This is a genomic window from Leifsonia araucanica (genome assembly GCF_051161895.1).
Taxonomy (GTDB): domain Bacteria; phylum Actinomycetota; class Actinomycetes; order Actinomycetales; family Microbacteriaceae; genus Leifsonia.
In genome coordinates, this window is record NZ_JBMBTW010000002.1 from 2,720,354 (window position 1) to 2,743,426 (window position 23,073).

The following is a 23,073-nucleotide window of genomic DNA, read 5'->3' on the forward strand; positions in this document are numbered from 1 at the left end:
GCACGAACGTGCGCCGCGCATCTCTAGCCGCGCCCCGGCCGCGGGCGTAGGCTCACCTCACGACAGCGTGCCGACGGTGAGCGAGGTCTGCTCAGCCTGTCGGCGGAAGGAGCCAGGATGAGCACGAACGAGCCAGACCGCGAGCCGGTGGACCGCGACGACCTCGAAGGCAGCTACACCGAGGTGGACGGCGAGGCCCCGATGGAGCGCACCGTGCACGGCCAGTACACCGAGGAGGAGGGCGTCGGCCCCGACCCTGCGGTCAAGGGCAGCTACACCGACACCGACGAGGCCGCCGAGGTCCCCGCGGAGGAGGAGCAGGGCGACTACACCGAGCGCGACCGCTAAGCCTCAGCGCTCAGCGATCCCGGTCGTCACGACGGGACCGTCGCCGCTCCGGCTTGGCCGACGCGGCTAAACCGCGGAAGCGAGACGTCGAAGCGGCAGCCGCGTGCGGTGTTCTCGACAGAGACGTCTCCGTCGTGCGCGGCGACGATGCCGTGCACAATGGCGAGGCCGAGGCCTGCTCCGCCCGAGCCGACGCCGGCGCGCGGCGTTCGCGCCGTCGTGCCGCGCCACCCGGCGTCGAAGACCTTGCCCAGATGCTCCTCCGGGATGCCCCCACCCTCGTCGATGACGCTCAGCACGACCGTCGACGCCGACGCCTCACGGACGGCGACGTGGATGCTCGTGCCCGCCGGCGAGTGCTCGATCGCGTTCACGAGCAGGTTGTGGACCACGCGGGAGAGCTCGCGCGCGTCGCCGAGCACCGTCAGGTCGCCGTCCTGCGACTCGTTGAGCGTCACGGAGTGCAGTGCGGCGAGCGGGGAAAGGTCGGCGACGGCGTCGCTGACGAGGTCGTAGAGCGAGAGCGGGCCGAGTTCGAGCTGGAGCGACGACGACTGGATCTTGGACAGCTCGAACAGGTCTTCCACCAGGTGGCTGAGCGTGTCGCACTGGCTGCGCAGCTGGCGGTAGTAGCGCTGCGGGTCCTCCGCGATGCCGTCTTCGAGCGCCTCGGCCATCGCGCGGAGGGCGGCGAGCGGCGTCCGGAGGTCGTGCGAGATCCAGGCGACCAGCTCGCGGCGGGACTCGTCGAGCATCCTCACCTCCTCCCGGGATTCGGCCAGGCGTCGCGAGATGTCGGCGAGTTCCTGTCCGAGCGCGCTGAACTCCCCGCTGTCCTGCGGGGTCGCGGCGACCACGTGCCCGTCGCCGACGGCGCGCGTCGCGTTCCGCAGGGTGCGGCTCGTGCGCACCAACCCCATCCCGAGCACAGCGGCGACGCCGAGGCTGACCACGGCTGCCACGCCGATCACCCAGGCCAGCACCACGAAATCGTGGCCGGAGATGTACATCGCCTGCGCAATGGCGATGGTGCCGCCGACGATGGATGCGATGGCCGCAGCGACCACGATCCCCAGCCTCAGCAGAATGGATGCGCGCCGCAGCGCCCGGAGTACGAGCACCGCGACGCCGGAGATGACGGCGGCCACCACCAGCGTGGTCCCGACGATGGCGGCGAGGTCTGCTGGAGCGATCACCTTCACCCCTCCTTCACGCGTTCATCCGGTAGCCGACGGCCCAGACTGTGGTCAGGAACTTCGGTTTGGTCGGGTCGTCCTCGATCTTCTCCCGCACCCGCCGCACGTGCACCGTCACCGTGGAGAGGTCGCCGAAGTCCCATTGCCACACCTCTTTGAGGAGTTGCTCGCGGCTGAAGACCTGGTCGGGATGCTTGAGGAAGAACGCGAGCAGGTCGAACTCGCGGGCGGCGAGCGTCAGCGGGCGCCCGCCTCTCGACACCGTGCGGTTGGACGGGTCGATGGAGAACTCGCCCAGGTCGAACGGCGCCTCCCTGGTCAGCTCCGTGACGCTGCGACGGAGGATCGACTGCACCCGCAGCACCAGCTCGCGCGGCGAGAACGGTTTGGCGAGGTAGTCGTCCGCGCCCGCTTCGAGACCTTCGATGCGATCGTCGGTCGAGCCGAGAGCGGTGAGCATGATGATGGGCGCGGCGTTCAGCCGCCGCAGCCGGCGGGCCACCTCGATGCCGTCGATGCCGGGCAGCATCCGGTCGAGGACGACGAGGTCCGGTGGCGTGCGTTCGGCGAGCGCGAGCGCCGCGAAGCCGTCGACCGCCTCGTCGACGATGAGCCCGACGGAACGGAGGTAGCCGCTGGCCACCTCGCGCACGGTCGGATCGTCCTCGACGACCATCACGCGACGGTCGCGGATGTCGCGGACCGGTCGCGCAGGGAGCGGTGACGTCATTGACTCAGGATAGGTCGGTCGACCAGCACTCGCGACGGCGGGATCCGACCGTCCGCGTTTCGTAAGATTCTGGCTGCCCGGCGGCCGGGGGCGCTGCGTAGCGTCGGGTCCGTGATGGATCGAATCGACGTCGTGTTCCCCTGCCTCGACGAGGCGGAGGCCCTCCCCGCGCTGCTCGCCGCGCTCCCTCCCGGGTACGGCGCCATCGTCGTGGACAACGGATCCACCGACGGCAGCGCAGCTGTCGCCATGGCCGCCGGTGCGCAGGTCGTCTGCGAACCGCGCCGCGGCTACGGTGCCGCCGTTCATGCCGGACTGCTGGCCTCGAACGCCGACATCGTGATCGTGAGCGATGCGGACGGCACGATCAGCCCCGCGCAGTTCCCCTCGCTCGTCGCCCCTGTCGCCGCCGGGACGGCGGACCTGACCATCGGGCGGAGACGACCGGCCTCGCCGCGAGCCTGGCCTCTCGTCTCCCGCGCGGCCAACGGGGTGCTCGCCCGGATGCTCAGCGCCAAGACCGCTGCGAGCATCCGGGATCTCGGTCCCGTGCGGGCCGCGTACCGTGCCCCGCTGCTCGCCCTCGGCGTGGAGGATCGCCGCAGCGGCTACCCGGTGGAGCTGGTGCTCCGCGCCGACCGGGCCGGCTGGCGGGTGCGGCAGGTGGACGTCGACTATCTGCCCCGCATCGGGAGGTCCAAGGTGACCGGCACGGTCGGCGGTGCGTTCACGGCCGTCGTCGACATGCGCCGCAGGCTCGCGGCGAACGCGCGATGACCGCGCTGGCCGTGATCGCCAAGGAGTGCATCCCCGGCCGTGTGAAGACGCGATTGCAGCCGGAGTTCAGCGCCGAGGAGGCCGCCTGGATCGCCGCCGCGGCGCTCGCGGACACGCTGCGGGCGGTGGAGGCGCTCCCCTCGACCAGGCGCATCCTCTACTTCGACGGCGTCGCCGCCCCAGAGGGCGCGGCCGGCTGGGAGCTCCTGCCCCAGGCCGGCGGCTCCCTCGACGAGCGGATCGCCTGGCTGTTCGACGCGGTCGACGAGCCGCTCCTGCTGCTCGGGATGGACACACCGCACGTCGACGTCCGCTGGTTCGACCCGGTGTTCTCGGGGTGGAGCGAGCGGAACGGCGACGCGGACGCCTGGTTCGGCCCGGCCACCGACGGCGGCTTCTGGGCCCTCGGGATGCGCGAACCGGCCGGCGCTCTCGTGCGCGGGGTTCCGATGTCCACCGACCACACCGGCGCCAGGCAACTGGAACGCCTGACCGGGGCCGGGATGCGCGTTCGGCTGCTCCCGCCGCTGACCGACATCGACACGGCGGCGGACGTTCCCGCCGCTGCCCGGCGCTCGCCCGCGCTGGCACAGCTGCTCCGGTCGCTCGGCACCCGAGAGTTCGCGTCGTGAGTGCCGTCGGGTCGCTCACCAGGGACAGGACGGCCGCGTTCGGCCGCGGTGGAGCGGAGCCGTACGACCTCGCGCTCCGCGGTGGAGGCGGTCGGCTGGACGTCGTCGTGGACGGCAGGGCCGCGACGCCGCTCGACGTCTCGCTCTTCCTCTCCGACGCGACGGAGCACGAGCGGCAGCTGCTCGGCCTGACCTCCGGCCCTGTGCTCGACATCGGCTGCGGGCCCGGCAGGATCGTGCGCGCGGCCATCGAGGCCGGGCGGCTCGCCCTCGGCATCGATATCTCCTCGGCGGCCGTCTCGCACGCCAGGGCGCTCGGGCTGCCCGTGCTGCGTCGCTCGGTCTTCGACCGGCTTCCCGCCGAGGGCGCGTGGGGCGCCGCTGTGCTGCTCGACGGCAACATCGGGATCGGCGGCGACCCGCGGCTCCTGCTCGCGCGCGCGTCTGCCATGCTCGGTCCCGGCGGCCGGATGCTCGTGGAGACGCACGCCGAACCGTCCAGGTTCGCCAGTTTCGACGCTCAGCTCGTGCATCCCTCCGGCGGGCGGAGCGCCTGGTTCCCGTGGGCGGAGGTCGGTGCGGACGCTGCCGGCGCGTTCGCTACAGAGCTCGGGATGAACGTCAGGACCGTCGAGACCGGCGGGCGGACCTTCGTGCTCGCCAGCCGATGACCGCAGAGGCGAGCGCGACCAGCACGACGATCGCCACCCAGAGCACGGCGAGCCTCTGGCCGTAGTCGCCGGGCACGACCGTCGGGTTTCTCGGCCCGCGCGCCTGCGCGATCACCTCAGGAACGACCATCGCCGTCAGCAGGGCGCCGACCGCGAGCCCGAGCTCGACGACCATCACGACCGCGGACGGCAGCCGCCGACCGGCACGGCGCAGCACAGCATCCACGGCTGTCACCACGGGCACCAGCACCGCGTCGTGGATGATCACCGCGCCGGCGAGCCAGACGACCACTCCGGCGATCTCCCCGATGGTCAGGTCGATGGCGAAGAAGACGACCCCGCATCCGATCAGCGCGATGCCGACCGCCGCCACGAGGCGTCGCGCCCCCGTCACGGCAGCACCTCGATGGAACTCAGCCACTTGGTCTGCAGCACGCCCGGCCTGCCCGGCGCGATTACCCTGGCCGGATAGCCGTGGTCGAGGTCGAGCGGCTCGCCGTTGAGGCGGAGCGCGACCAGAGTCGTGGGGTCCTGGGCGAACTCGGGTCCCATCGTCGTCACCCGGTACGGGCCGCGCTGCTGCAGGCTGGCGATCCGGATGCTCGCGTCCGCCGGCGCGCCGACCAGGCGCAGGAGGTCGCGCATCCGCACGCCGCCCCAGTCGGCCGTGGTGCTCCACCCCTCCACGCACGCGATCGGCAGCGTGGCAGCAGCGGCGGGAATCCCGTGCAGGTCGGCGAGCGTGAGGCGCCGGATGCTGGCGCCGTTCGCGACGGTCAGCCGCCAGTCGTCCGCTCCCGCCGTCGTGACCACCCCTGCAGCCTTCGCCGTCACGTTCACGGGGAGCGCCTGCGGACCGAGGCGCTGGACGCGCGGGGCGAAGAGGTTGAGCGGTGCGAGCCAGCCGAACGACTGTCCGGCCGTGAGCGCCACCGCGGTCACGGCGGACGCTGCGATGGTGCCGAGCACCGCGCGGCGGGTGATGCCGTCGTCAGCCGCCATCGGTGACGCTCCGATCCTCTGCCCGGCTCCTGCGGCGCCAGTACCGCGCGATCGTCGGGAGCTTGACGGCGATGTGCACGGCGATCGAGCCGACGAGCACCCACGCCAGTGCGTAGTGCGTCTGACGGAAGGGGAACGGGAAGGGATACCACTGGTACGTGTTGATCAGCCCGATCACCGGCTCCACCAACGCGCTCGACACGAGGAGCGCGATCGAGCCCCGTTCGACGGCCTCGCGCACCGACCGGATGGGCGGCCAGACGAACAGCCGGGGGTAGACCGTCCACAGCTTGCCGAGCAGCAGTGGGAAGATCGCGACGCCCACGGTGATGTGCAGCCCCTGCGTGAAAGCGTAGAAGTCCGGCCAGGTGGGGAACCGCATCCCGGGCAGCGGCTCTTGCAGCAGGTGGCTGTAGACGCCGGTGACGAAGCAGATCACGAACGCGATGGCGAGCAGCCGGCCGATCACCACAGTGGCTCGTGCCGTGCGGGCGGGCGCGGCGAGCACCGCCTGGGCGCGCGTCATCCGCTGGGCGATGACGCCCGAAAGCCGCTCGGTGACCGACATGCTCTCGATTGTGATCCGGACCGGCTGCTCGCGGCGGCGGCAAATCTTACGATCCCCGAACGAGGTGCCCGAGCGGCGGTCAGCGGCAGCGCGGAGCGGTGAGACTTTCGGTGTGAAGGTCACCGTCCTGCCCGTGCTGGCCGTCTCCGTGCTGCTCGCGGCGCTGGTGACGGTCACCGCTGTGTCGACGGCGACCGTCGACGGTTTCGCGCCGGGCGGCGGAGCGACGCTCGGCGTCACGACCGGTGTGGCCTGGGCGCTCGCGGTGGCGGCCTTCCTCCTGCTGCTGCTGGTCCGCGGTCGCGCCGCGCTCATCCTGGTGCTCGCCGGCTCGGCAGCGCTCGGCGTCGCCGCCCTGGCCGGTCCGCCCAACCTCAGCACGGACTCCGCGCGCTACGCCTGGGACGGCATCGTGCAGAACCACGGCGTCTCCCCGTACGCGCACGTGCCGGCGTCCGACGCACTGGAGCAGTACCGGGTGCCGTGGCTGTTCCCCGCCCCGGCCGACGGCGCGGACGGAGGGGAGCGCTGCGCCGGCTCGCGGACCGAGCAGACCACGAGCATCCCGAGCGGTGGGACGCTCTGCACCGCTCTGAACCGCCCCCACGTGCCGACCATCTACCCGCCGGTCGCCGAGGGCTTCTTCGCCGCGGTGCGTGCGGTGGTTCCCGACGACGCCGAGTATCTTCCGCTGCAGATCGCCGGTCTGCTGCTGAGTTCTGCCACCACCGTGCTGCTCGTGCTCGGGATGCGCAGACGCGGCCTCGACGTCCGCTGGGCCGCCGTCTGGGGCTGGTCGCCGTTCGTCGCGGCCGAGGCGGTGACCAACTCCCACGTGGATGCGCTCGGCGTCTTCCTCATCGTGGCCGCCACGTTCGCAGCGGCGCCGGTCTCCGGCAGCGCGCGCAACGGTCTGAGCCGTGGGCGCGCCGTGCTGGCCGGTGTGGGGATCGGGCTGGCGATGGCGACCAAGTTCGTGCCGGTCATCGCGGCCCCACCCCTCGCCCGGCGACGCCCGGTCGGGGTCGGCGCCTCGGCCGTGCTCACGTTCGCGCTCACCTACGTGCCATACGTCGCGATCACGGGCTGGTCAGTCCTCGGCTACCTCCCCGGGTACCTGAGCGAGGAGGGCTACGACAGCGGCTCCCGCTTCGCGCTGCTGTCCGGCGTGCTGCCGGGCGCCGCGGCGACGGTCGTGGCCGCCGCGCTCATCCTGGCCGTACTGATCGCCTCGTGGTGGTTCGCCGACCCGGCGCAGCCGTGGGTCGCGCAGGTCGTCTCCGTCGGCGCCGTCCTGCTCATCGCGAGCCCGGCCTACCCCTGGTACGCGCTGGTCCTCGTGCCGTTCATCGCCCTCAGCCGCCGCTGGGAATGGCTCGTGGTGCCGTTGGCGCTCAGCGTGCGCACGCTCGTGCCCGGCGGGGCGGGGGCGACGCTCGTCATCCTCGCCGCCGCCGTCTTCGCGGGCGGCGCCACGGTCGTCCGCTGGCGACGGCGACCCACCAGACCCCCGGCGACGACGCTGGAACCCGCATCCCTGACGAAGGAGACACCATGACAACAGCAGCGATCGGAGTGATCGGCGGCTCCGGCCTGTACCGGCTGTTCGAGCGCGGAGACGCCGAGACCATCGCCGTCGACACGCCGTACGGGTCACCGGCGGGTCCGGTGACCATCGGTGAGCTCGGCGGTCGCCGGGTGGCGTTCATCGCCCGCCACGGCGAGGGCCACTCGCTGCCGCCGCACCGGGTGCCGTACCGTGCGAACGTCTGGGCGCTCGCCTCGCTCGGCGTGCGCGCCATCGTGACGTCGTCCGCCGTCGGCGGCATCTCGGCGCGCGCGACGCCCGGCGCCTTCCTCGTTCCCGACCAGCTCATCGATCGCACCCACGGCAGGCCGGACACGTTCTTCGACCGGACGGATGTGCAGCATCTGCCCGCCGCGGACCCGTTCGACCCCGCCATGCACGAGATCGCGGTCGGAGCCCTGCGCGCGCTCGGCGAGCGGGTGATCCCGGATGGGACGAGCGTGGTCATCCAGGGGCCGCGGTTCTCGACCAGGGCGGAATCCGCCTGGTTCCGTGCGGCCGGGGCCGACATCGTCAACATGACCCAGTATCCGGAGGCCGTGCTCGCCGCGGAACTGAACATCGGCCTGGCGACCATCTCGTTCATCACCGACACGGATGCGGGCACCGCAGACGGCGACACGGCGGAGTCGGCGGACGCCGCCCTGGTGCTCGAGCGGATGGCGAACGCCGGGCCGCGCATCCGGGCCGCCATCGCGGCGACCGTGGCGGCCGTGCCGGACGGATACCGCGCCCGGCGGCTGATGCCGGAGGCAGCGGTCGAGCGGGTGCTCTCCGCGCCCGTGCGACGGGATGCGCTGGAGGACGCCCGATGACGCACCTGCTCGTCACCGGCGGGCTCGGCTTCATCGGCTCGCACATCGTCGAACGCGCCGTCGACCGCGGCTGGCGGGTGACGGTCGTCGACTCCCTGCGGCCGGATGTGCACGCCGATGCCGCCGTTCCGGAGTGGTTCGACGGGTTGCGTGGCGACGTCGACCTGGTCGTCGGGGACGCGGGCGACACCTCCGTCGGGCTACTGCGCTCCGTGGATGCCGTCTGCCATCAGGCCGCGAAGGTCGGGCTGGGCGTCGACTTCTCCGACGCGCCGGACTACGTCACGTCGAACGTCGGTGTCACCGCGAGGCTGCTCGCGGCGATGGCGGATGCCGGGCTGCGCCGCCTCGTGCTCGCCTCGTCGATGGTCGTCTACGGCGAGGGCCTCTACTACGACGGCGGAGTCGTGCGACAGCCCCCGGAACGGTCGGTCGCCGATCTCGATGCGGGCCGTTTCGACCCCCTGGACGCGGACGGCCGGCCTCTGGAGCCCCTGCTCATCGCGGAGGACGACCCCGTCGATCCGCGCAACGTGTACGCCGCCAGCAAGCTGGCGCAGGAACACCTCGCCCGCTCGTGGGCCCGGTCGACGGACGGTCGCGTCGTGGCTTTGCGCTACCACAACGTCTTCGGCACCCGGATGCCCATCGGCACGCCGTACGCGGGGGTCGCCTCGATCTTCCGCACGAGTCTCGCGGCCGGGCATCCGCCGCGCGTGTTCGAGGACGGCGGCCAGCGCAGAGACTTCGTGGACGTGCGCGATGTCGCCGATGCCAATCTGCGTGCGGTCGAGCGACTGGGAGACCGGCCGGACGGCACCGCCCGCGCGTACAACGTCGGCAGCGGCGTTGTACGCACGATCGGAGACTTCGCCCGCGCGCTCTCGGAGGCGACGGGAGGCCCGGCGCCGATCGTCACCGGCGAGTACCGGCTCGGGGATGTGCGTCACATCACCGCATCGTCCGGGCGCATAGCGACCGAACTCTCCTGGCGGGCCGAGCGTCCGTGGCCCGAATCGATCGAGGCGTTCGCCGCCGGTCCCACCCGGCAGCGCGCCGCGGCCGTCGGCTGAGCGCCTAGCGGAGCTTCTTGGCGGCCAGCTTGCGCGCCTTCTCGGCGTTCTTCTTGGCCTCCGAGCGCGCCTTCTTCACGTTGGGGTCGTTCCAGAACGACGTGGCCGCCGAGGTGATCTGGTCGTAGCGCTCACGTCCGGCGCGCGCGCCGAGGACGTAGGCGATGCCCGCGATCACGAGGATGAGCAAAAACTTGGGACGCATCGGTTCTCCTGACTGTGTCGCCCCGACGGTAGCCCTCAGGCCGTTCCCTGTGAACCCCGTCGCCGGAACAGCAGCTGCAGGAGCAGGTGCAGCGGCCTGCCGAGGAACAGGACGAGCAGCCAGAACAGGCCCACCGAGGGGAAGAGCACCGCGAGCACCAGGGCGACAGCCAGCAGGATGGTCGGGGACAGGCTGCGCAGCAGGTCGATGCGCTCGAGCGCGCCCTCCCTCAGCAGGTCGGGATGCCGCACCAGGTGCAGCTCGATGAACCACATGGCGAGGCTCGCGACCACCATGTTGCCGATGTAGACCGCATCCACGTCGCCGCGGTCGCCCCCGATGGCGGAGACGAGGTTGGTGGCGAACGGGATGAAGACGATCGAGGCCAGCCAGAGGAAATTGAGCCAGATCATCGTGATCGAGTAGTCGCGGACCCGTTCGAAGACCTGGTGGTGGATGATCCAGAACCGGCCGATCACCACGAACGAGATGCCGAAGCCGAGCAGTTCGCCCTGATGGTCGCCGATGAACGCGCCGACCGACTGGTGCTCGATGTCCACCGCCACGTCGACGAGCGGCAGGATCAGCAGGGTGATCGCGATGGCGACCGCCGCGTCGGAGAAGTTGACGAGCCTGTCGAGGCCGCGCTCGGTCCTAAGGACTGTCATGCCAGTATTCTGCCGGGTCGACTGCCAGACTTGCAGCCGTGGGGACTCTTCTTCTGGCCGGCGCGCTCGCGCTCGCCTTCTCGCTCTTTCTGACACCGCTCTTCGTCCGGCTGTTCACGCGGCTCGAACTCGGCCAGTTCATCAGGGACGACGGCCCGCAATCGCACCACTCCAAACGGGGCACGCCGACGATGGGCGGCATCGTCATCCTGCTGGCGACGCTGTTCGGGTTCTTCGTCGCCGCACTCGTCAACGGTGGAGACGGCATCTCGCCGTCGTCGCTCCTGGTGCTACTCATGTTCGTCGGGATGGCGGCGGTGGGGTTCGTCGACGACTTCCTCAAGGTGCACAACCAGCGCAGCCTGGGGCTCGGCGGCTGGGCCAAGATCGGCGGCCAAGCGGTCGTCGCGACCGTGTTCGGCGTGCTCGCCCTGCAGTTCCCGGATGTCTCAGGGCACACCCCCGCGTCCACGGCGATCTCCGCTGTGCGTGACATCCCCGCACTCGACCTGGCGCGCATCGCGACGGCGGTGCCGGTGGTCGGGATCGTGCTCTACCTGATCTGGGTGAACGTCCTCGCCTCGGCGACCACGAACGGCGTGAACCTCGCCGACGGGCTCGACGGCCTCGCGACCGGCGCATCCATCCTCGCCATCGGCTCGTACGTGCTCATCGGTTTCTGGCAGTTCAACCAGTCCTGCTCCAACGCGAACATCCGGCCGGAGAACCTGGCCAGGTGCTACCCGACGAGCGATCCGCTCTCCCTCGCCGTGGTGGCCGCAGCCATCTGCGGCGCACTCATCGGCTTCCTGTGGTGGAACACCAACCCGGCGAAGATCATCATGGGCGACACGGGATCCCTCGGCCTCGGCGGTGCGCTGTGCGCCCTGGCGATCGAGTCCCACACCGAGCTCCTCCTCATCCTGATCGGCGGCCTGTTCGTCATCGAGGCGGGCTCGGTCATCGTCCAGCGGGCGTACTTCAAGGCGACGCACGGCAGGCGCCTGTTCCCGATGACGCCGATCCACCACAGTTTCGAGCTGATGGGATGGGCAGAGGTGACCATCGTCGTCCGGTTCTGGATCATCGCCGGCGTGCTCATCGCGGTCGGCGTCGGGACGTTCTACTTCGAGTGGCTGAGCTGACGCCCACGCCGAAACGACGGCCGGTCAGTCGAGGCCGAGCGACTTCTTGATGACGGCCTCCGGGTCGACCGTGGTCGCCGCGGATTCTGTCGCCTGCTGGTTGGCCTCGGTGATCGCGCGGATGACCTCGTCGCGCTGGATGCGGACCCCGCGCGGTGCGTCGATGCCGATCCGGATGCCGTCGCCGCGCGCATCCAGGATCGTCACGACGATGTCGTCGCCGATGAGCACCCGCTCCCCGACCTTGCGCGTCAATACCAGCATTGCTTCAGCCTAGCGGGGCGCGTCGTCCAGCCACAGGACGGGAAAGCCCAGCGCGTCCACCGACTCCGGCGTGCTGGTGAAGGCGGCGCCGGATGCGGCGATCCCGTCGACCGCGAGCACCGCATCCACTGCGGCCACCCAGGCGGCGGTGTCCTCGGCTTTGCGGGACGCGTCGACGGCCACCCAGACCTGATCGGGCGCGATCCCCGCGAGCGATTCGGCGAGCGCGGGCACGTCGTCCGCGCCGTGCTCCAGGCCGTATGCGGCGATCACCGAGCGCTCCCTGCGCACGCCGTCCGCCCGGGCGCGGAGTGCGCCGCGGCGGTCGTCGACGCGCGGGGCGGCGGCGCGGGAGCAGCCGCCCGGGCGCACCTCGGCGTCGTCGACGGACGCGGAGAAGACACGGGATGCGGAGACGGCGTCCGCGCCGAGGCCGACGACGAGCGTGAGGTCGCCGCGTCCGCGCAGGCGGGCGGGCGGGGCGGACGCGCGCGGGGGCGAGGCGGGCGGTGCGGGCGCGGGCGGTGCGGGCGGTGAGACCGGAACGGCCTCCGCGGCCTCCTGCCGGGCTACGAGCGCGGCCTGCAACCGCTCATCCAGCTCCGGCGACGCGGTCCTCTCCGGCGCCTCCTGCGTCTCCGGCGCCAGGGCACCGGACTCCGTCTCCCCCACCACGCGCACGAGATCGTCGAGGATCGCCGCGAACGCCGCCGACGAGGTGGACACCGCGGGCAGCACCTCCTCCTCGGGGTCGCCGCCGTACTCCGCGGCGTCCACCCACTCAGGCCGCGATCGGCTCCACAACGCGCACCACCCCCACCGTCTCGATCTGCGCAGGCACGGACGTGACCTCCTGGTACGACAGCACCGCAAGGCCGCTCAGCTGCCCGGCCACCAGCCGCCGGATCGCCGGTCGCAGAGCGGGGGCGCAGACCAGGATCGCCGAGACGCCCTGGTCGTCCAGCTGCGCGGCCGTCTGCCGCAGCGAGCTGAGCACCGCTTCGAGCCGCACGGGGTCGAGCACGATCTGCGTGCCGAACTCCGAGGGCCGCAGACCTTCGAGCATGGCCTGTTCGAGGCCGGGGTCGATCATGATGACCCGCAGCGTCGACCCGTCCAGGTGCGGTGCGACGACCGCAGGGCCGAGGGCGGACCGCGCAGCCTCGACCAGCCCCTCCGGGTCGTTCGAGGTCTTCGCCCGCAGCGCGAGAGCCTCCAGGATGCGCGGCAGGTCGTTGATCGCGACCTGCTCGATCAGCAGCCCCTGCAGCACCCGCTGCACCTCGGCGAGGGTCAGCAGGTTCGGGATGAGCTCGTCCACAGCGGACGGGCTCACCTGCTTGACGCCCTCGGTGAGCTGGCGCACGTCCTCGCGGGTGAGCAGCCTGGCCGCGTTCGCGGTGATGATCGACGACAGGTGCGTGATGAGCACGGAGACGCGGTCGATCACGGTCGCTCCGCCGAGCTCGGCGCTGTGCCGCATCTCGCTCGGGATCCACTTCGCGCCCAGCCCGAAGACCGGCTCGACCGTCGGGGTGCCGGGCAGCGCATCCAGTGCGTCGCCGAGTGCGAGCACCCGCCCGCTCGGCGCCTGACCGCGCCCGGCCTCCACGCCGGCGATCTTGATGACGTAGGTGGACGGCGGCAGGTCCGCGCTGTCCCTGGTGCGCACCGGCGGCACGATGATGCCCAGTTCGAGCGCGATCTTGCGGCGCAGGGCGCGCACCCGGGCGAGCAGGTCGTCCGATGCCCCGCTGACGATGTCGACCAGGTCGGGCGCGAGGGTGATCTCGAGGGCGTGGACGCGCATCTGCTCCAGCAGGTCGTCCGTGGTCTCCCCCTTGCCCGCGTTCGCGACGGCGGCCTGCGCCGCCTGCGCCTTCTTCGCGGCGGCCTGCGAGTTCTTGAGCCGCTGCGCCGCGAGGATCAGGAACGCGCCGACCAGCACGAACGGGATGGGCGGCATCCCGGGGATGAGCGCCATCACGATGGCTGCGCATCCGGCGATGGTCAGGGCGTTGCGCGACTGGCTGAGCTGTCCGCTCGCCGTCGTGCCGATGTCGGCCTCCGCGTTGGAGCGGGTGACGATCATGCCAGTGGAGACCGCCATCAGAAGCGCGGGGATCTGCGTGACCAGGCCGTCACCGATGGTCAGCAGCGTGTACGAGTTGACCGCGTCGCCGATCTCCATGCCGCGCTGGATCATGCCGATGGCGATGCCGCCGACCACGTTGATGACGATGATCAGGATGCCCGCGATGGCGTCGCCCTTGACGAACTTGGATGCGCCGTCCATCGCCCCGTAGAAGTCCGCCTCCGCCGACACCTCTGCGCGGCGGGTGCGGGCCTGCTCCTCGGTGATGAGCCCGGCGTTGAGGTCGGCGTCGATCGCCATCTGCTTGCCGGGCATGGCGTCGAGGGTGAAGCGGGCGCCCACCTCCGCGACGCGCTCGGCACCCTTCGTGACCACGATGAACTGGATGACGATCAGGATGAGGAAGACCACCGCGCCGATGATGATGGAGCCGCCCACCGCCACATGCCCGAACGCCTGGATGACCTGGCCGGCGTATCCGTCGCCGAGCACCAGGCGGGTGGATGCGACGTTGAGGCCCAGCCGGAACAGGGTCGCCACCAGCAGCAGCGACGGGAAGACCGAGAAGTCGAGCGGCTTCTTGACGAACATCGTGGTGAGCAGGATGACCAGCGCCAGCATGATGTTGACGATGATGAGCGTGTCCAGCAGCCAGGCGGGCACAGGGACCACGAGCAGCATGATGATGCCGACGACCCCGATGGGCACGGCGACTTTGGTGGTGGTCGATCTCATCAGATGCCTCCCAGGATCGGGGTCATGGTGTGGGTTCCGTATGCGGAGCCGCGGGCCTTCAGCGACATGACGAACGCGAGCACCCTCGCCACCTGGTTGTAGAGGTCGACGGGGATCTCGTCGCCCAGCTGGCATCCGGCGTGCAGCGCGCGGGCGAGCGGGATGTCCTTCACGATCGGCACGCGCTCCTCCTCCGCCTTCTCGCGGATGCGCTGCGCGACCGTGCCGGAGCCCTTCGCGACCACGCGCGGGGCCGACTTGCCGGGCTCGTACTTGATGGCGATGGCGATGTGCGTCGGGTTGACGAGCACCACATCCGACATCGCGATGGCGGCGATCATCCTGTTGCGGCTCATCGCGAGCTGGCGGGAGCGGCGCTGCGACCGGATCAGCGGGTCGCCGTCGCTGTTCTTCTGCTCGTCGCGCACCTCGCGCTTGGTCATGCGGGTCTGCTTGCGGTTGCGGCGCATCACGACGAGCACGTCGAGCCCCGCGAGCACCAGGCCGGCGCCGACCGCGGCCTGCAGCAGGCCGGTCGCCCCGCTGGTCGCGGCGGCGAGCAGGGAGTTCAGCGACAGGCTGCCCGCGGTCAGCAGCACGGGCATGAGCCCCTGCACCACGAGGTAGAGGCCGACGGCGACGACCGCGGACTTGAGCAGGGTCTTCGCGCCCTCCCAGAGCGCGCGCATCCCGAACACCCTGGCGACGCCCTTGACGATGTTGAACTGCTCGTACTTGCCCTCGAGCTTCTTGAGGTGCACGCCGCCCTGGGCGGCCGCCGCGCCGATGATCGCGATGGCGGCGACAGCCAGCAGCGGGCCGATGGTGCCCAGGATGCTGCCGAGCCCGTCCCCGAGGGCCTGCAACGCTGCCGCGGGGTCCGGGTTCTCGATGATGGAGCGCACGGTGAACAGCTGGTCGACGCCCGCGCTGCTGCCGAGCCCGATGGTGAACGGCAGCATCACGGCCGCCGCCCCGACGCCCACCCACGCGGTGAGGTCCATCGACTTGCCGAGGCGGCCCTTCTCGCGGGCCTCCTTCATCCGCTTGTCGGTCGCCTGTTCTGTGCGTTCCTGCGCGTCGCTCATCGGCCCACCCCCAGCATCGTCTTGACAGCAGTACCGGTCAGGCCCTCGACGACCCCCGGCAACGCAACGAACAGCACCGCGGAGAGCACGACCGTGAGCATGATCTTCAGCGGGAAACCGAGCGAGAACGCGTTGAGCGCCGGTGCCACGCGCGTGAGCAGGCCGAGGCCGACGTCGGCCAGGAACAGCACCACGATCAGCGGCCCGGCGATCTGCACGGCGGCCACGAACATCTGCGTCACCCCGGTGACCATCTGCTTGGCGGGGTCGGAGAGGTCGATGCCCGCCGCCAGCGGGATGGCGTCGTACGAGCGGATCAGCCCGCCGATGATCAACTGGTACGCACCGGATGCGAACAGCAGCGCCAGCGCCGTCATCTGGAACAGCCGGGTGAACTGGGCCCCGTTGATCATCGACTGCGGGTCGAACGCCTGCGCAAGCTGGAAGCCGCCGAACAGGTCCACCAGGCTGCCGGCCGACTGCACGGCGGCGAACACCAGGTAGACGAGGAAGCCGAGCGTCGCGCCGACCGCGAGCTCCCGCAGCAGGTCGACGAGGAACATCCCGATGTCGGCGGAGTGGTACCCGGCGGCGACCCGCGGGGCGACGGCCACGGCGAGGCCGATGGCGAGCATCCCTTTGATCTGGGCGGGGATGCCGTTGTAGGAGAACGGCGGCGCGATCACCAGGAACGCGACCATGCGCAGCGACGCCAGCGCGATGGCCTCGATGGTGGACAGGTCGATGGGGATGTACATCAGCCGCCGCCCAGCAGAGACGGGATCTTCTCGAAGAGCACGTTCGTGAAGGTGATCAGCTCGGAGATCATCCAGTGCCCGCAGACGATGAGGGCCACGCCGACAGCCGCAGCCTTCGGCACGAACGAGAGCGTCACCTCCTGGATCTGGGTGATCGACTGCACCAGGGAGATGGCGAAGCCGACCACGAGCGCCGTGACCACGATCGGGGCGGCCAGCTTGGCGGTGATCATCAGGCCCTGCATGGCGATGTCGAGGACCGCGTTCGCGTTCATCCGCCACCCCGATAGCTCGTGATGAGGCTCGTGATGACGAGACCCCAGCCATCCACCAGCACGAACAGCAGGATCTTGAACGGCAGCGAGATCATCACCGGCGGGAGCATCATCATGCCCATCGACATCAGCGCGGCGGAGACGACCATGTCGATCACCAGGAACGGCACGAAGATCACGAAGCCGATGATGAACGCGGCCCGCAGCTCCGAGATCATGAACGCCGGGATGAGGGTGAGCATCGGGACGGCGGACGGGCTCGCCGGGTTCGGGCGCCCGGCCGCACGCGTCATCAGCGCGATGTCCTCCTCGCGGACGTGCGCCAGCATGAAGCCCCGCAACGGCCCCTCGGCCAGATGCACCGCCGCGGTGAAGTCGATGTGGCCGTTCAGGTACGGCTGAACGGCCGTGTTGTTGATGTCGATCAGCACCGGGCTCATGATGAACAGGCTGAGGAACAGGGCGAGGCCGGCGAGCACCTGGTTCGGCGGGATCGACGGCAGCGCGAGGGCGTTCCTGGTGAGAGCCAGGACGACGAAGATCTTGGTGAACGACGACATCATCAGCAGCAGTGCGGGCGCGACGGACAGCAGGGTGATGCCCAGCAGGGTCAGGATGGCCGCGGACGGTGTCCCGTTCGGTCCGTTGATGTCGATGGTGACCCCGCCGGTGCCTCCGCCGGGACCGGCCGGACCGGTCGGGGTGGGGACCGGCTCAGGGACCATCGGCAGCGGGGCTGCGTGCGCGACGTTCGCCGTGAGCAGCACCATCGCGACCGCCGAGATGACGGCGAGCACGATCGCGATCACGAACCGTGGGGAGCGGATCAGCCGCCCGGCCGCGGCGATCACTTCTTGGGCCGCACCGCCGAGCTCGCCTGCCTCCACGTTGCCGGTGACAGGATCGAGCCCTTGAGGGCCTCGTCGAATACGGAGGCGCGTCCCTGCGCCGTCAGGTAATCGGCATCCTGCCTGGTGTTCTTCGCGGGCTTCACGGCGCCCACCTGCCGTCCTGCTGCTGCGGACGGGAGCGCATCCTGCGCGTCGTCCTGGGTGGTCACGGGGTGGTCTTCGATGGGGGTCTGGTGGTCGAGCTGGCTCTGCGGGTTGAGAGGTTTGGCGAACGTCTGCCGCACGCGGGCGATCGGGGTGACCTCCGCCTCCAGGTCGACCGGGCGGTCACCGGAGGCCAGCACGTTGACGTTCCGCTCCGTGACGCCGAGCACGAACCGGGTGCCGTCCACATCCACCACGACGACCGACGCCTTCGAGCCGACGCCCTGGCGGCCGACCACGGTCACGGCGTTGCCGCGGCGCACACCGCGCTTGCCCTTGGTGACGCGCCGTTGCACGTACCAGAGCAGGGCGACGATCACGCCGAGAACGACGAGAACGCGCAAGGCGACGAACAGGGTGTCCACGAAAAGTCAGTCCAGGTCTTCCGAAGCGTCGAGGATCTTGGTGATGCGCACCGCGTAGTCCTGGTCGACGACCACGATCTCGCCGTGCGCGATCAGACGGCCGTTGAGCAGCACGTCCGCGGGAGACCCGGCGGAGCGGTCCAGTTCGATGACCGCGCCGGGCTCCATCGCGAGCACGTCGCGCACGGGCATCCTGGTGCGGCCGATCTCCACGGTCAACGCCATCTCGACGTTGCTGATGCGGCCCAGCTTCCCCGCGATCGACCCCGAGCCGAGGTCGCGCTCGTTCGCGCTCGCACGTCCCCGGATGGCGAACCAGCCGACGATCCCGGATGCGCCGGCCAGCTCGAACACGACGGTTCCAGCGTCCTCGAACAGCTGGGTCGCGTCCTCGACCCGCGCGTCGTCGAGCACCCCGGCGCCGAGCGTGTCGCTGGCCGCCTCGATGGCCGGCTGCAGCACATCCTGGATGGCGACGACGGGCGAACCGTCCGCCGCGTCGTCGACGATACTCGGCGCATCCAGCAGCACGACGGCCAGATCGGCGGACACGGCGCCGACGAAGCTGGCGACCACGGCGCTGCCGGTCGCCCCGGCGAACGCGCCGAGCGTGTGCAGGCGCGGGGTCAGCGGCGTGCCCGTCGGCAGGACGCCGACGAGGGCGTTCGCCGCGGCGAGCGCATCGGATGCGCTCAGGGCGGACGCCGTACCGGTGGTGGTCATGCTCATGGTCTGTCAGTCCTCTGTGTTCACGATCACGCACGCCAGGCGCGAGCCGCTGGAGCCCAGCGCTGCACCGGCGACGGGGTGGCCCCCGACGGCGAGATCGAACGGTCGGTGTTGCGGATGCGGGATCGGGAGCAGGTCGCCGACGGCGAGCCCGAGCACGACGCTCGGCTTGACCCGCGCGGGGGTGAGCCGCAGGGAGACGTCGACGGGCACGTGGGCGAGCTGCGCATCCAGAAGCTCGCGTGCGTCGTCGGCACTGCTGGTCGGGTTGGTCTCCCCCAGTTGAGGGAGCAGGACGATGGCGGGAAGGGCGAGTGTCGCCGGTGCGACGTTCTCCCCCACCCGCAGCTCGAAGGTGGCGACGATCATCAGCTCCGCGGTGGCCGCCGCCTGCGCGAACTGCGAGTTGTACTGGATGGCGTCGACGCCGATCGGCGTGACCAGCAGGGCGCCCAGCGAATACCGCAGGTCTTCGAGCGCGTCGTCCATCAGGCGCCGAACGAGCGCGTGCTCGATCTGCGTGAAGGTGCGCTCGGCATCCACCGGGTTGCCCGTTCCGCCCAGCATCGCGTTCACCCAGGACAGGGCGGCGACGGTCGGGAACTGGATGACGCCCTTCGGCGCGATGCCGTCGAGCTCGCAGAGCACCATCGCGGTGGTCGCGGGCAGCGATGCGGCGTACTCGTCGTACGTCTGCATGGCGACGGACTCGCACTCCACCTGGCTGAGCACCCGCACCTTGGCGGTCAACTGCGTCGCCCACTGCCGCGCGAACGTCTCGAACGCGAGCTCGAGCACCCGCGAGTGCTCGCGCGCCAGCGTCGTCGGACGCCGGAAGTCGTACACCGGCGCCTCAGGCGCAGTCTCAGGAGCGTGCAGGGTGGTCACGGTGCCGACTATCGGCGGGGAGGGGGGATGCGTTAGGGACCGAGGCGAACGCGCCAAGAAATCCTCCGACCCGCGGCTTCAGGCTGCACGCGCCTTACGTCCTGCCCCCTCCGGCCGATAGTGACCCTGTGACGGCTCACCCGGAGCCGAGACCAGGATTCGCCCTCATGATCGTCGTCACCCGACTGAACGACAGCCAGTTCGCGGTCAACCCCGACCTCATCGAGCGCATCCACGCGAGCCCGGACACCACGCTCGTGATGGTCGACGGCGCGAAGTTCATCGTGACGGAGAGCATGTCCGAGGTCATCGAGAAGATCGCCGCATACCGGGCGCGGGTCATCGCGCTCGCCCACGATCTGCCCACCGCGAACACGCGCCCCTCCGGCGCCCCGCAGCTCGGCCTGGTTCCCCCCGCGGACACCGGCCGTGACGACGAGGCCCCGGATGCGCACCGCGAGCATCCCGAAGCTCGGACCGTTCCCCTCCGCGCAAGGAAGAAGTAATGGATCCCGCAACCATAATCGGCATCGTCCTGGCGTTCGGCGCCGTCGTCGCCATGGTGACGATGGAGGGCGCGCACCTCAGCGCCCTCGTGCTTCCCGCTCCGATGGTGCTCGTCTTCGGCGCCACGTTCGCCGTCGGCATCGCCAGTGGGACGCTCAAAGACTTCATGGTGGCCATGAAGTCCATCCCGCGTGCACTGCGGGGCAAGATCGAGCCGCCGCAGCAGGTCATCGACCAGGTCGTCGACCTCGCGGAGAAGGCCCGCGCCAACGGCCTGCTCGCAATGGAGCAGGAAGCGGACACCATCGACGACCCGTTCCTCAAGCGCGCGCTGCAGAACATCGCTGACGGCACGGACGGGGACGAGCTCCGCGTGCTGCTGGAGGACGAGATCGCCACCAAGTCGAAGAAGGACAGGGTCGCGGCCAAGTTCTTCAGCGGCATGGGCGGCTACGCGCCGACGATCGGCATCATCGGAACGGTCGTCTCGCTCACCCACGTGCTCGAGAACCTGGCGGAGCCCGGCGAGCTCGGGCCGATGATCGCGAGCGCGTTCGTGGCGACCCTGTGGGGTCTGCTGTCCGCCAACTTCCTCTGGCTGCCGCTCGGCGCCCGCCTCCGCAGGCTGTCCGAACTGGATGTGGAGCGCATGACCCTGCTGATGGAGGGCGTGCTCGCCGTGCAGTCCGGCAGCCAGCCGCGCCTCCTCGGCGAGCGCCTGCGCGCGATGGTCCCGGATGCCGGCAGCAGCAAGAAGGACGCCAAAGAACCCAAGCCCGAGAAGCTCAAGGAAGCCGCGTAGCGATGTCCGCACGCCGCCGTCGCAAGCACGAGCCAGAGGAGGAGCACGAGAACGAGGAGCGCTGGATGGCCTCCTACATGGACATGGTCACCGTGCTCATGTGCATGTTCATCGTGCTGTTCGCGATGTCGACGGTGGACCAGAAGAAGTTCGCCGAGCTGAAAGACTCGCTGGCGACCGGGTTCGGGCAGGTGAAGTCGCAGAAGATCGACACGGCCACCGGCGTGATCGTGCCGCCGTCCCAGGTGGACGACAAGGGCAAGAACACCGACCTGGCCCTCGCCCAGCAGGAGGCGCAGAACCTCAAAGACCTGAAGGACCGCATCCTGGCCGCGCTGACCAAGGACGGACTGCAGGATGCCGTCCAGCTGCGCATCGACGCACGCGGCCTCACGATCGGGCTGGTGGGGAACGAGACGTTCTTCGCCTCCAACCGTGCGGAGCTGAGCGTGCAGGCGACGCAGGTGCTCAACGACATCGGCCCCGTGCTCACGCCGACGCCGTACCAGGTGTCCGTGGAAGGCCACGCCGACCTGCGGCAGCCTGGCGCCCCGTACCCGACCAACTGGGAGCTGTCCGCCGGGCGCGCGACGAGCGTGCTGCGTCACCTGGTGGAGACGGACGGCTTCCCCCAGGAACGCATCGTCGCCCTCAGCTACGGTTCGGCCCGGCCGCTCGCCAGCGCCACCGGAACGACCGACGCCGATCTCGCCCTCAACCGCCGAGTGGATGTGGTGGTCCTGTCGAACCAGGAGGACGCCATCCGGAAACTCATCCCGCAGGTGCTCGGGTCGACGACCACGGCATCCGGGTAGCTTCCGCGCTCAGTCCAGCACGACCGGCCGCGTCCGCACCGGCGCCAGCCAGGCGGACACGATGACCGCCGTGATCGACCCCGCCGCCATGATCGCCGCGAGGACCACCACCTGGAACCGTCCGGCTTCGAGCGGTGACACCCCGCCGAAGATGGCGCCGACGAACGCGCCGGGCAACGTCACGAGGCCGGTCGTCTTGGTCTGGTCGACCGACGGGATGAGCGCGGAGTAGACGGCGCCGCGCGCCAGTTCGAGGGTGGACCGCCTGGGGGTGGCGCCGACCGCGAGCCAGCCTTCGACCTCATCCCAGTGGTCGATGGTCGCCTCGGTGAAGCGGCGTCCGGTGAGTGTCGCGATACTCATGGCGTTCCCGATCACGATGCCGCCGATCGCGAGCGCGTACCGGGCGGAGAACTCGATGGCCCCGGTGAGGAACACGACGGCGAGCGTCACGACGATGCCGGTCGCCATAGCGACGCCCATCATGGTCGCGTGGTCGACCGACCAGCCGACCCGTCTCGTCGCGGTCGCGGCGGCCACGGAGAACATGACGAGCAGGGCGAGCGCCACCCACACCGGACTGGTGATGACCCCCGCCAGGATCAGGCTGATGACCGCCAGCTGCAGCGCCCCGCGCAGAATCGCCAGCAGCGGAGCCCACCGGCGGGGCACCCGGTACACCGTGAGCACGACGGTGGCCAGCGCGGCGAGCAGCAGCACGCCCAGGATGGTCGGGCCGAGCTCGCGGATGATGGGCACGGGACGAGCATACGGTCGGCGGGCGGCCCTCAACGCCTCCGACGCCTTCTCGCCGGGCTGCGGAGGTCATACCCTCTACTCATGACCGCGCGCATCGCCAACGTCACCATCCACGCGGAGGACCCTGCGGCCCTCGCCCGCTTCTGGAGCGCGGCCATGGGCTATCCGGAGCCGACAGGATGGTCGGACGACGAGCTCGCCATGCTGAAGGCCAACGGGCTGGACGACGACGCGATCGCCTCCCGCGCCGTCGCCTGGGACGGGGACCGCAGCCACCAGCGCTTCTACTTCACCCGCTACCGCCACGAGCGCAGGCAACGCAACCGGATGCACATCGACATCACGCCGTTCGACGACCGTCAAGCATCCCGCGACGAGCTGGAGGCCGAACGCGACCGGCTCGTGTCCCTCGGCGCGACGGTCGAGAAGCCGCTCATCGGTTCGTGGGGCCCGTTCGAGGAGTTCGCGATCATGATGCGCGACCCCGAGGGCAACGAGTTCTGCCTGCAGTGAGGAGAGA

30 protein-coding genes are annotated in these 23,073 nt (G+C 70.5%); 12 read left to right on the top strand and 18 right to left on the bottom strand.

All coding sequences use genetic code 11. The features are described 5' to 3' along the window. The first annotated feature begins 117 nt into the window (after positions 1–117). A complete protein-coding gene (locus ACN6M5_RS13070) occupies positions 118–348 on the top strand; it encodes a hypothetical protein (protein WP_085367355.1) in 231 nt (76 codons plus the stop codon). 26 nt (positions 349–374) lie between these two features. Here the strand turns inward: ACN6M5_RS13070 and ACN6M5_RS13075 are convergent, their stop codons facing one another. Together ACN6M5_RS13075 and ACN6M5_RS13080 are read right to left on the bottom strand one after the other, a co-directional pair. Next, a complete protein-coding gene (locus ACN6M5_RS13075; protein WP_434950477.1) occupies positions 375–1,544 on the bottom strand; it encodes a sensor histidine kinase in 1,170 nt (389 codons plus the stop codon). 13 nt (positions 1,545–1,557) lie between these two features. Continuing rightward, entirely contained in the window at positions 1,558–2,274 is a 717-nt protein-coding gene (locus ACN6M5_RS13080; protein WP_085367356.1) for a response regulator transcription factor, read from the bottom strand. Between the two features lie 114 nt (positions 2,275–2,388). On the opposite strand from ACN6M5_RS13080, the gene ACN6M5_RS13085 reads away from it, so the two are divergent. From ACN6M5_RS13085 to ACN6M5_RS13095, 3 genes are read left to right on the top strand one after another with little or no spacing between them, the layout of a single operon-like run. Continuing rightward, the gene (locus tag ACN6M5_RS13085; protein ID WP_434952393.1) at positions 2,389–3,051 is read left to right on the top strand and encodes a glycosyltransferase family 2 protein; all 663 of its coding nucleotides are present in this window, start codon (positions 2,389–2,391) and stop codon (positions 3,049–3,051) included. Further along, positions 3,048–3,683 (top strand): TIGR04282 family arsenosugar biosynthesis glycosyltransferase, encoded by a 636-nt coding sequence (locus tag ACN6M5_RS13090; RefSeq protein WP_434950479.1) that lies wholly within the window; start codon positions 3,048–3,050, stop codon positions 3,681–3,683. Before ACN6M5_RS13085 ends, ACN6M5_RS13090 begins: the two co-directional genes overlap by 4 nt. After that, the gene (locus ACN6M5_RS13095) at positions 3,680–4,354 is read left to right on the top strand and encodes a class I SAM-dependent methyltransferase (protein ID WP_434950481.1); all 675 of its coding nucleotides are present in this window, start codon (positions 3,680–3,682) and stop codon (positions 4,352–4,354) included. Before ACN6M5_RS13090 ends, ACN6M5_RS13095 begins: the two co-directional genes overlap by 4 nt. Here the strand turns inward: ACN6M5_RS13095 and ACN6M5_RS13100 are convergent. The 3 genes from ACN6M5_RS13100 to ACN6M5_RS13110 are packed head-to-tail and all read right to left on the bottom strand — an operon-like array spanning position 4,305 to position 5,924. Next, positions 4,305–4,748 (bottom strand): hypothetical protein, encoded by a 444-nt coding sequence (locus ACN6M5_RS13100; RefSeq protein ID WP_434950483.1) that lies wholly within the window; start codon positions 4,746–4,748, stop codon positions 4,305–4,307. The genes ACN6M5_RS13095 and ACN6M5_RS13100 overlap by 50 nt on opposite strands. After that, positions 4,745–5,356, bottom strand: coding sequence for a molybdopterin-dependent oxidoreductase (locus tag ACN6M5_RS13105; protein ID WP_434950485.1), 612 nt, complete (start codon positions 5,354–5,356; stop codon positions 4,745–4,747). The genes ACN6M5_RS13100 and ACN6M5_RS13105 overlap by 4 nt, the downstream gene beginning before the upstream one ends. Further along, a complete protein-coding gene (locus ACN6M5_RS13110) occupies positions 5,346–5,924 on the bottom strand; it encodes a hypothetical protein (RefSeq protein ID WP_434950487.1) in 579 nt (192 codons plus the stop codon). The genes ACN6M5_RS13105 and ACN6M5_RS13110 overlap by 11 nt, the downstream gene beginning before the upstream one ends. A gap of 112 nt (positions 5,925–6,036) precedes the next feature. On the opposite strand from ACN6M5_RS13110, the gene ACN6M5_RS13115 reads away from it, so the two are divergent. From ACN6M5_RS13115 to ACN6M5_RS13125, 3 genes are read left to right on the top strand one after another with little or no spacing between them, the layout of a single operon-like run. Next, positions 6,037–7,482, top strand: coding sequence for a glycosyltransferase 87 family protein (locus ACN6M5_RS13115; RefSeq protein WP_434950489.1), 1,446 nt, complete (start codon positions 6,037–6,039; stop codon positions 7,480–7,482). Next, entirely contained in the window at positions 7,479–8,327 is an 849-nt protein-coding gene (locus ACN6M5_RS13120) for an MTAP family purine nucleoside phosphorylase (RefSeq protein ID WP_434950491.1), read from the top strand. The genes ACN6M5_RS13115 and ACN6M5_RS13120 overlap by 4 nt, the downstream gene beginning before the upstream one ends. After that, positions 8,324–9,400 carry an NAD-dependent epimerase/dehydratase family protein gene (locus ACN6M5_RS13125; RefSeq protein WP_434950493.1) on the top strand — a complete coding sequence of 359 codons (1,077 nt, stop codon included), beginning with the start codon at positions 8,324–8,326 and terminating at the stop codon, positions 9,398–9,400. The genes ACN6M5_RS13120 and ACN6M5_RS13125 overlap by 4 nt, the downstream gene beginning before the upstream one ends. 4 nt (positions 9,401–9,404) lie before the next feature. Here ACN6M5_RS13125 and ACN6M5_RS13130 read toward each other — a convergent pair whose 3' ends face one another. Continuing rightward, positions 9,405–9,605 carry a hypothetical protein gene (locus ACN6M5_RS13130; protein ID WP_085367363.1) on the bottom strand — a complete coding sequence of 67 codons (201 nt, stop codon included), beginning with the start codon at positions 9,603–9,605 and terminating at the stop codon, positions 9,405–9,407. A 35-nt stretch (positions 9,606–9,640) separates the two neighbouring features. Further along, entirely contained in the window at positions 9,641–10,273 is a 633-nt protein-coding gene (locus tag ACN6M5_RS13135; protein ID WP_434950496.1) for a TMEM175 family protein, read from the bottom strand. 38 nt (positions 10,274–10,311) lie between these two features. On the opposite strand from ACN6M5_RS13135, the gene mraY reads away from it, so the two are divergent. Then, positions 10,312–11,418: a phospho-N-acetylmuramoyl-pentapeptide-transferase gene (mraY, locus tag ACN6M5_RS13140; protein ID WP_434950498.1), complete on the top strand. Its 1,107-nt coding sequence runs from the start codon at positions 10,312–10,314 to the stop codon at positions 11,416–11,418. A 24-nt stretch (positions 11,419–11,442) separates the two neighbouring features. Here the strand turns inward: mraY and csrA are convergent, their stop codons facing one another. The 10 genes from csrA to ACN6M5_RS13190 all read right to left on the bottom strand — a co-directional run bounded on the left by csrA (position 11,443) and on the right by ACN6M5_RS13190 (position 19,670). Then, positions 11,443–11,682 carry a carbon storage regulator CsrA gene (gene csrA, locus ACN6M5_RS13145; RefSeq protein ID WP_085367366.1) on the bottom strand — a complete coding sequence of 80 codons (240 nt, stop codon included), beginning with the start codon at positions 11,680–11,682 and terminating at the stop codon, positions 11,443–11,445. 9 nt (positions 11,683–11,691) lie between these two features. Beyond that, positions 11,692–12,459: a hypothetical protein gene (locus tag ACN6M5_RS13150; protein WP_434950501.1), complete on the bottom strand. Its 768-nt coding sequence runs from the start codon at positions 12,457–12,459 to the stop codon at positions 11,692–11,694. Positions 12,460–12,463: 4 nt separating this feature from the next. Further along, a complete protein-coding gene (locus ACN6M5_RS13155) occupies positions 12,464–14,512 on the bottom strand; it encodes a flagellar biosynthesis protein FlhA (RefSeq protein ID WP_085367368.1) in 2,049 nt (682 codons plus the stop codon). Further along, positions 14,512–15,600 (bottom strand): EscU/YscU/HrcU family type III secretion system export apparatus switch protein, encoded by a 1,089-nt coding sequence (locus ACN6M5_RS13160; protein ID WP_434950503.1) that lies wholly within the window; start codon positions 15,598–15,600, stop codon positions 14,512–14,514. The genes ACN6M5_RS13155 and ACN6M5_RS13160 overlap by 1 nt, the downstream gene beginning before the upstream one ends. After that, positions 15,597–16,358, bottom strand: a complete 762-nt coding sequence (locus ACN6M5_RS13165) for a flagellar biosynthetic protein FliR (RefSeq protein ID WP_085367370.1) — start codon at positions 16,356–16,358, stop codon at positions 15,597–15,599. The genes ACN6M5_RS13160 and ACN6M5_RS13165 overlap by 4 nt, the downstream gene beginning before the upstream one ends. Further along, on the bottom strand, positions 16,358–16,633 hold the full coding sequence (locus tag ACN6M5_RS13170; protein ID WP_085367371.1) for a flagellar biosynthetic protein FliQ: 276 nt from the start codon (positions 16,631–16,633) through the stop codon (positions 16,358–16,360). The genes ACN6M5_RS13165 and ACN6M5_RS13170 overlap by 1 nt, the downstream gene beginning before the upstream one ends. Beyond that, positions 16,630–17,403 (bottom strand): flagellar type III secretion system pore protein FliP, encoded by a 774-nt coding sequence (fliP, locus tag ACN6M5_RS13175; RefSeq protein WP_168690999.1) that lies wholly within the window; start codon positions 17,401–17,403, stop codon positions 16,630–16,632. The genes ACN6M5_RS13170 and fliP overlap by 4 nt, the downstream gene beginning before the upstream one ends. 77 nt (positions 17,404–17,480) lie before the next feature. Then, positions 17,481–18,053: a FliO/MopB family protein gene (locus tag ACN6M5_RS13180; protein WP_434950506.1), complete on the bottom strand. Its 573-nt coding sequence runs from the start codon at positions 18,051–18,053 to the stop codon at positions 17,481–17,483. 6 nt (positions 18,054–18,059) lie between these two features. Beyond that, positions 18,060–18,782 carry a flagellar motor switch protein FliN gene (gene fliN / locus ACN6M5_RS13185; protein ID WP_143465480.1) on the bottom strand — a complete coding sequence of 241 codons (723 nt, stop codon included), beginning with the start codon at positions 18,780–18,782 and terminating at the stop codon, positions 18,060–18,062. Positions 18,783–18,788: 6 nt separating this feature from the next. Continuing rightward, the gene (locus tag ACN6M5_RS13190) at positions 18,789–19,670 is read right to left on the bottom strand and encodes a flagellar motor switch protein FliM (protein WP_085367373.1); all 882 of its coding nucleotides are present in this window, start codon (positions 19,668–19,670) and stop codon (positions 18,789–18,791) included. 167 nt (positions 19,671–19,837) lie between these two features. Here ACN6M5_RS13190 and ACN6M5_RS13195 point away from each other — a divergent pair, with 167 nt between their 5' ends. The 3 genes from ACN6M5_RS13195 to ACN6M5_RS13205 are packed head-to-tail and all read left to right on the top strand — an operon-like array spanning position 19,838 to position 21,794. Continuing rightward, positions 19,838–20,176 (top strand): flagellar FlbD family protein, encoded by a 339-nt coding sequence (locus ACN6M5_RS13195; protein ID WP_085367376.1) that lies wholly within the window; start codon positions 19,838–19,840, stop codon positions 20,174–20,176. After that, a complete protein-coding gene (locus tag ACN6M5_RS13200; protein ID WP_434950509.1) occupies positions 20,176–20,979 on the top strand; it encodes a motility protein A in 804 nt (267 codons plus the stop codon). Before ACN6M5_RS13195 ends, ACN6M5_RS13200 begins: the two co-directional genes overlap by 1 nt. 2 nt (positions 20,980–20,981) lie before the next feature. Next, complete coding sequence (locus tag ACN6M5_RS13205; RefSeq protein ID WP_434950511.1) at positions 20,982–21,794, top strand: flagellar motor protein MotB; 813 nt, start codon at positions 20,982–20,984, stop codon at positions 21,792–21,794. A 9-nt stretch (positions 21,795–21,803) separates the two neighbouring features. Here ACN6M5_RS13205 and ACN6M5_RS13210 read toward each other — a convergent pair whose 3' ends face one another. Then, positions 21,804–22,553 (bottom strand): ABC transporter permease, encoded by a 750-nt coding sequence (locus tag ACN6M5_RS13210; protein ID WP_434950513.1) that lies wholly within the window; start codon positions 22,551–22,553, stop codon positions 21,804–21,806. An 81-nt stretch (positions 22,554–22,634) separates the two neighbouring features. Between ACN6M5_RS13210 and ACN6M5_RS13215 the strand changes: the two genes are divergently transcribed. Further along, positions 22,635–23,066 carry a VOC family protein gene (locus ACN6M5_RS13215; protein ID WP_434950515.1) on the top strand — a complete coding sequence of 144 codons (432 nt, stop codon included), beginning with the start codon at positions 22,635–22,637 and terminating at the stop codon, positions 23,064–23,066. Positions 23,067–23,073: the final 7 nt, after the last annotated feature.

Excerpts from the sequence above, each read along its gene's own strand:
- ACN6M5_RS13070 (WP_085367355.1), top strand. The coding sequence starts at position 118 with ATGAGCACGAACGAGCCAGACCGCGAGCCGGTGGACCGCGACGACCTC.
- ACN6M5_RS13080 (WP_085367356.1), bottom strand. The coding sequence starts at position 2,274 with ATGACGTCACCGCTCCCTGCGCGACCGGTCCGCGACATCCGCGACCGT.
- ACN6M5_RS13085 (WP_434952393.1), top strand. The coding sequence starts at position 2,389 with ATGGATCGAATCGACGTCGTGTTCCCCTGCCTCGACGAGGCGGAGGCC.
- ACN6M5_RS13090 (WP_434950479.1), top strand. The coding sequence starts at position 3,048 with ATGACCGCGCTGGCCGTGATCGCCAAGGAGTGCATCCCCGGCCGTGTG.
- ACN6M5_RS13105 (WP_434950485.1), bottom strand. The coding sequence starts at position 5,356 with ATGGCGGCTGACGACGGCATCACCCGCCGCGCGGTGCTCGGCACCATC.
- ACN6M5_RS13110 (WP_434950487.1), bottom strand. The coding sequence starts at position 5,924 with ATGTCGGTCACCGAGCGGCTTTCGGGCGTCATCGCCCAGCGGATGACG.
- ACN6M5_RS13120 (WP_434950491.1), top strand. The coding sequence starts at position 7,479 with ATGACAACAGCAGCGATCGGAGTGATCGGCGGCTCCGGCCTGTACCGG.
- ACN6M5_RS13125 (WP_434950493.1), top strand. The coding sequence starts at position 8,324 with ATGACGCACCTGCTCGTCACCGGCGGGCTCGGCTTCATCGGCTCGCAC.
- ACN6M5_RS13130 (WP_085367363.1), bottom strand. The coding sequence starts at position 9,605 with ATGCGTCCCAAGTTTTTGCTCATCCTCGTGATCGCGGGCATCGCCTAC.
- ACN6M5_RS13135 (WP_434950496.1), bottom strand. The coding sequence starts at position 10,273 with ATGACAGTCCTTAGGACCGAGCGCGGCCTCGACAGGCTCGTCAACTTC.
- csrA (WP_085367366.1), bottom strand. The coding sequence starts at position 11,682 with ATGCTGGTATTGACGCGCAAGGTCGGGGAGCGGGTGCTCATCGGCGAC.
- ACN6M5_RS13155 (WP_085367368.1), bottom strand. The coding sequence starts at position 14,512 with ATGAGATCGACCACCACCAAAGTCGCCGTGCCCATCGGGGTCGTCGGC.
- ACN6M5_RS13160 (WP_434950503.1), bottom strand. The coding sequence starts at position 15,600 with ATGAGCGACGCGCAGGAACGCACAGAACAGGCGACCGACAAGCGGATG.
- ACN6M5_RS13165 (WP_085367370.1), bottom strand. The coding sequence starts at position 16,358 with ATGTACATCCCCATCGACCTGTCCACCATCGAGGCCATCGCGCTGGCG.
- ACN6M5_RS13170 (WP_085367371.1), bottom strand. The coding sequence starts at position 16,633 with ATGAACGCGAACGCGGTCCTCGACATCGCCATGCAGGGCCTGATGATC.
- fliP (WP_168690999.1), bottom strand. The coding sequence starts at position 17,403 with ATGGTGCTGCTCACGGCGAACGTCGCGCACGCAGCCCCGCTGCCGATG.
- fliN (WP_143465480.1), bottom strand. The coding sequence starts at position 18,782 with ATGAGCATGACCACCACCGGTACGGCGTCCGCCCTGAGCGCATCCGAT.
- ACN6M5_RS13195 (WP_085367376.1), top strand. The coding sequence starts at position 19,838 with ATGATCGTCGTCACCCGACTGAACGACAGCCAGTTCGCGGTCAACCCC.
- ACN6M5_RS13200 (WP_434950509.1), top strand. The coding sequence starts at position 20,176 with ATGGATCCCGCAACCATAATCGGCATCGTCCTGGCGTTCGGCGCCGTC.
- ACN6M5_RS13205 (WP_434950511.1), top strand. The coding sequence starts at position 20,982 with ATGTCCGCACGCCGCCGTCGCAAGCACGAGCCAGAGGAGGAGCACGAG.
- ACN6M5_RS13215 (WP_434950515.1), top strand. The coding sequence starts at position 22,635 with ATGACCGCGCGCATCGCCAACGTCACCATCCACGCGGAGGACCCTGCG.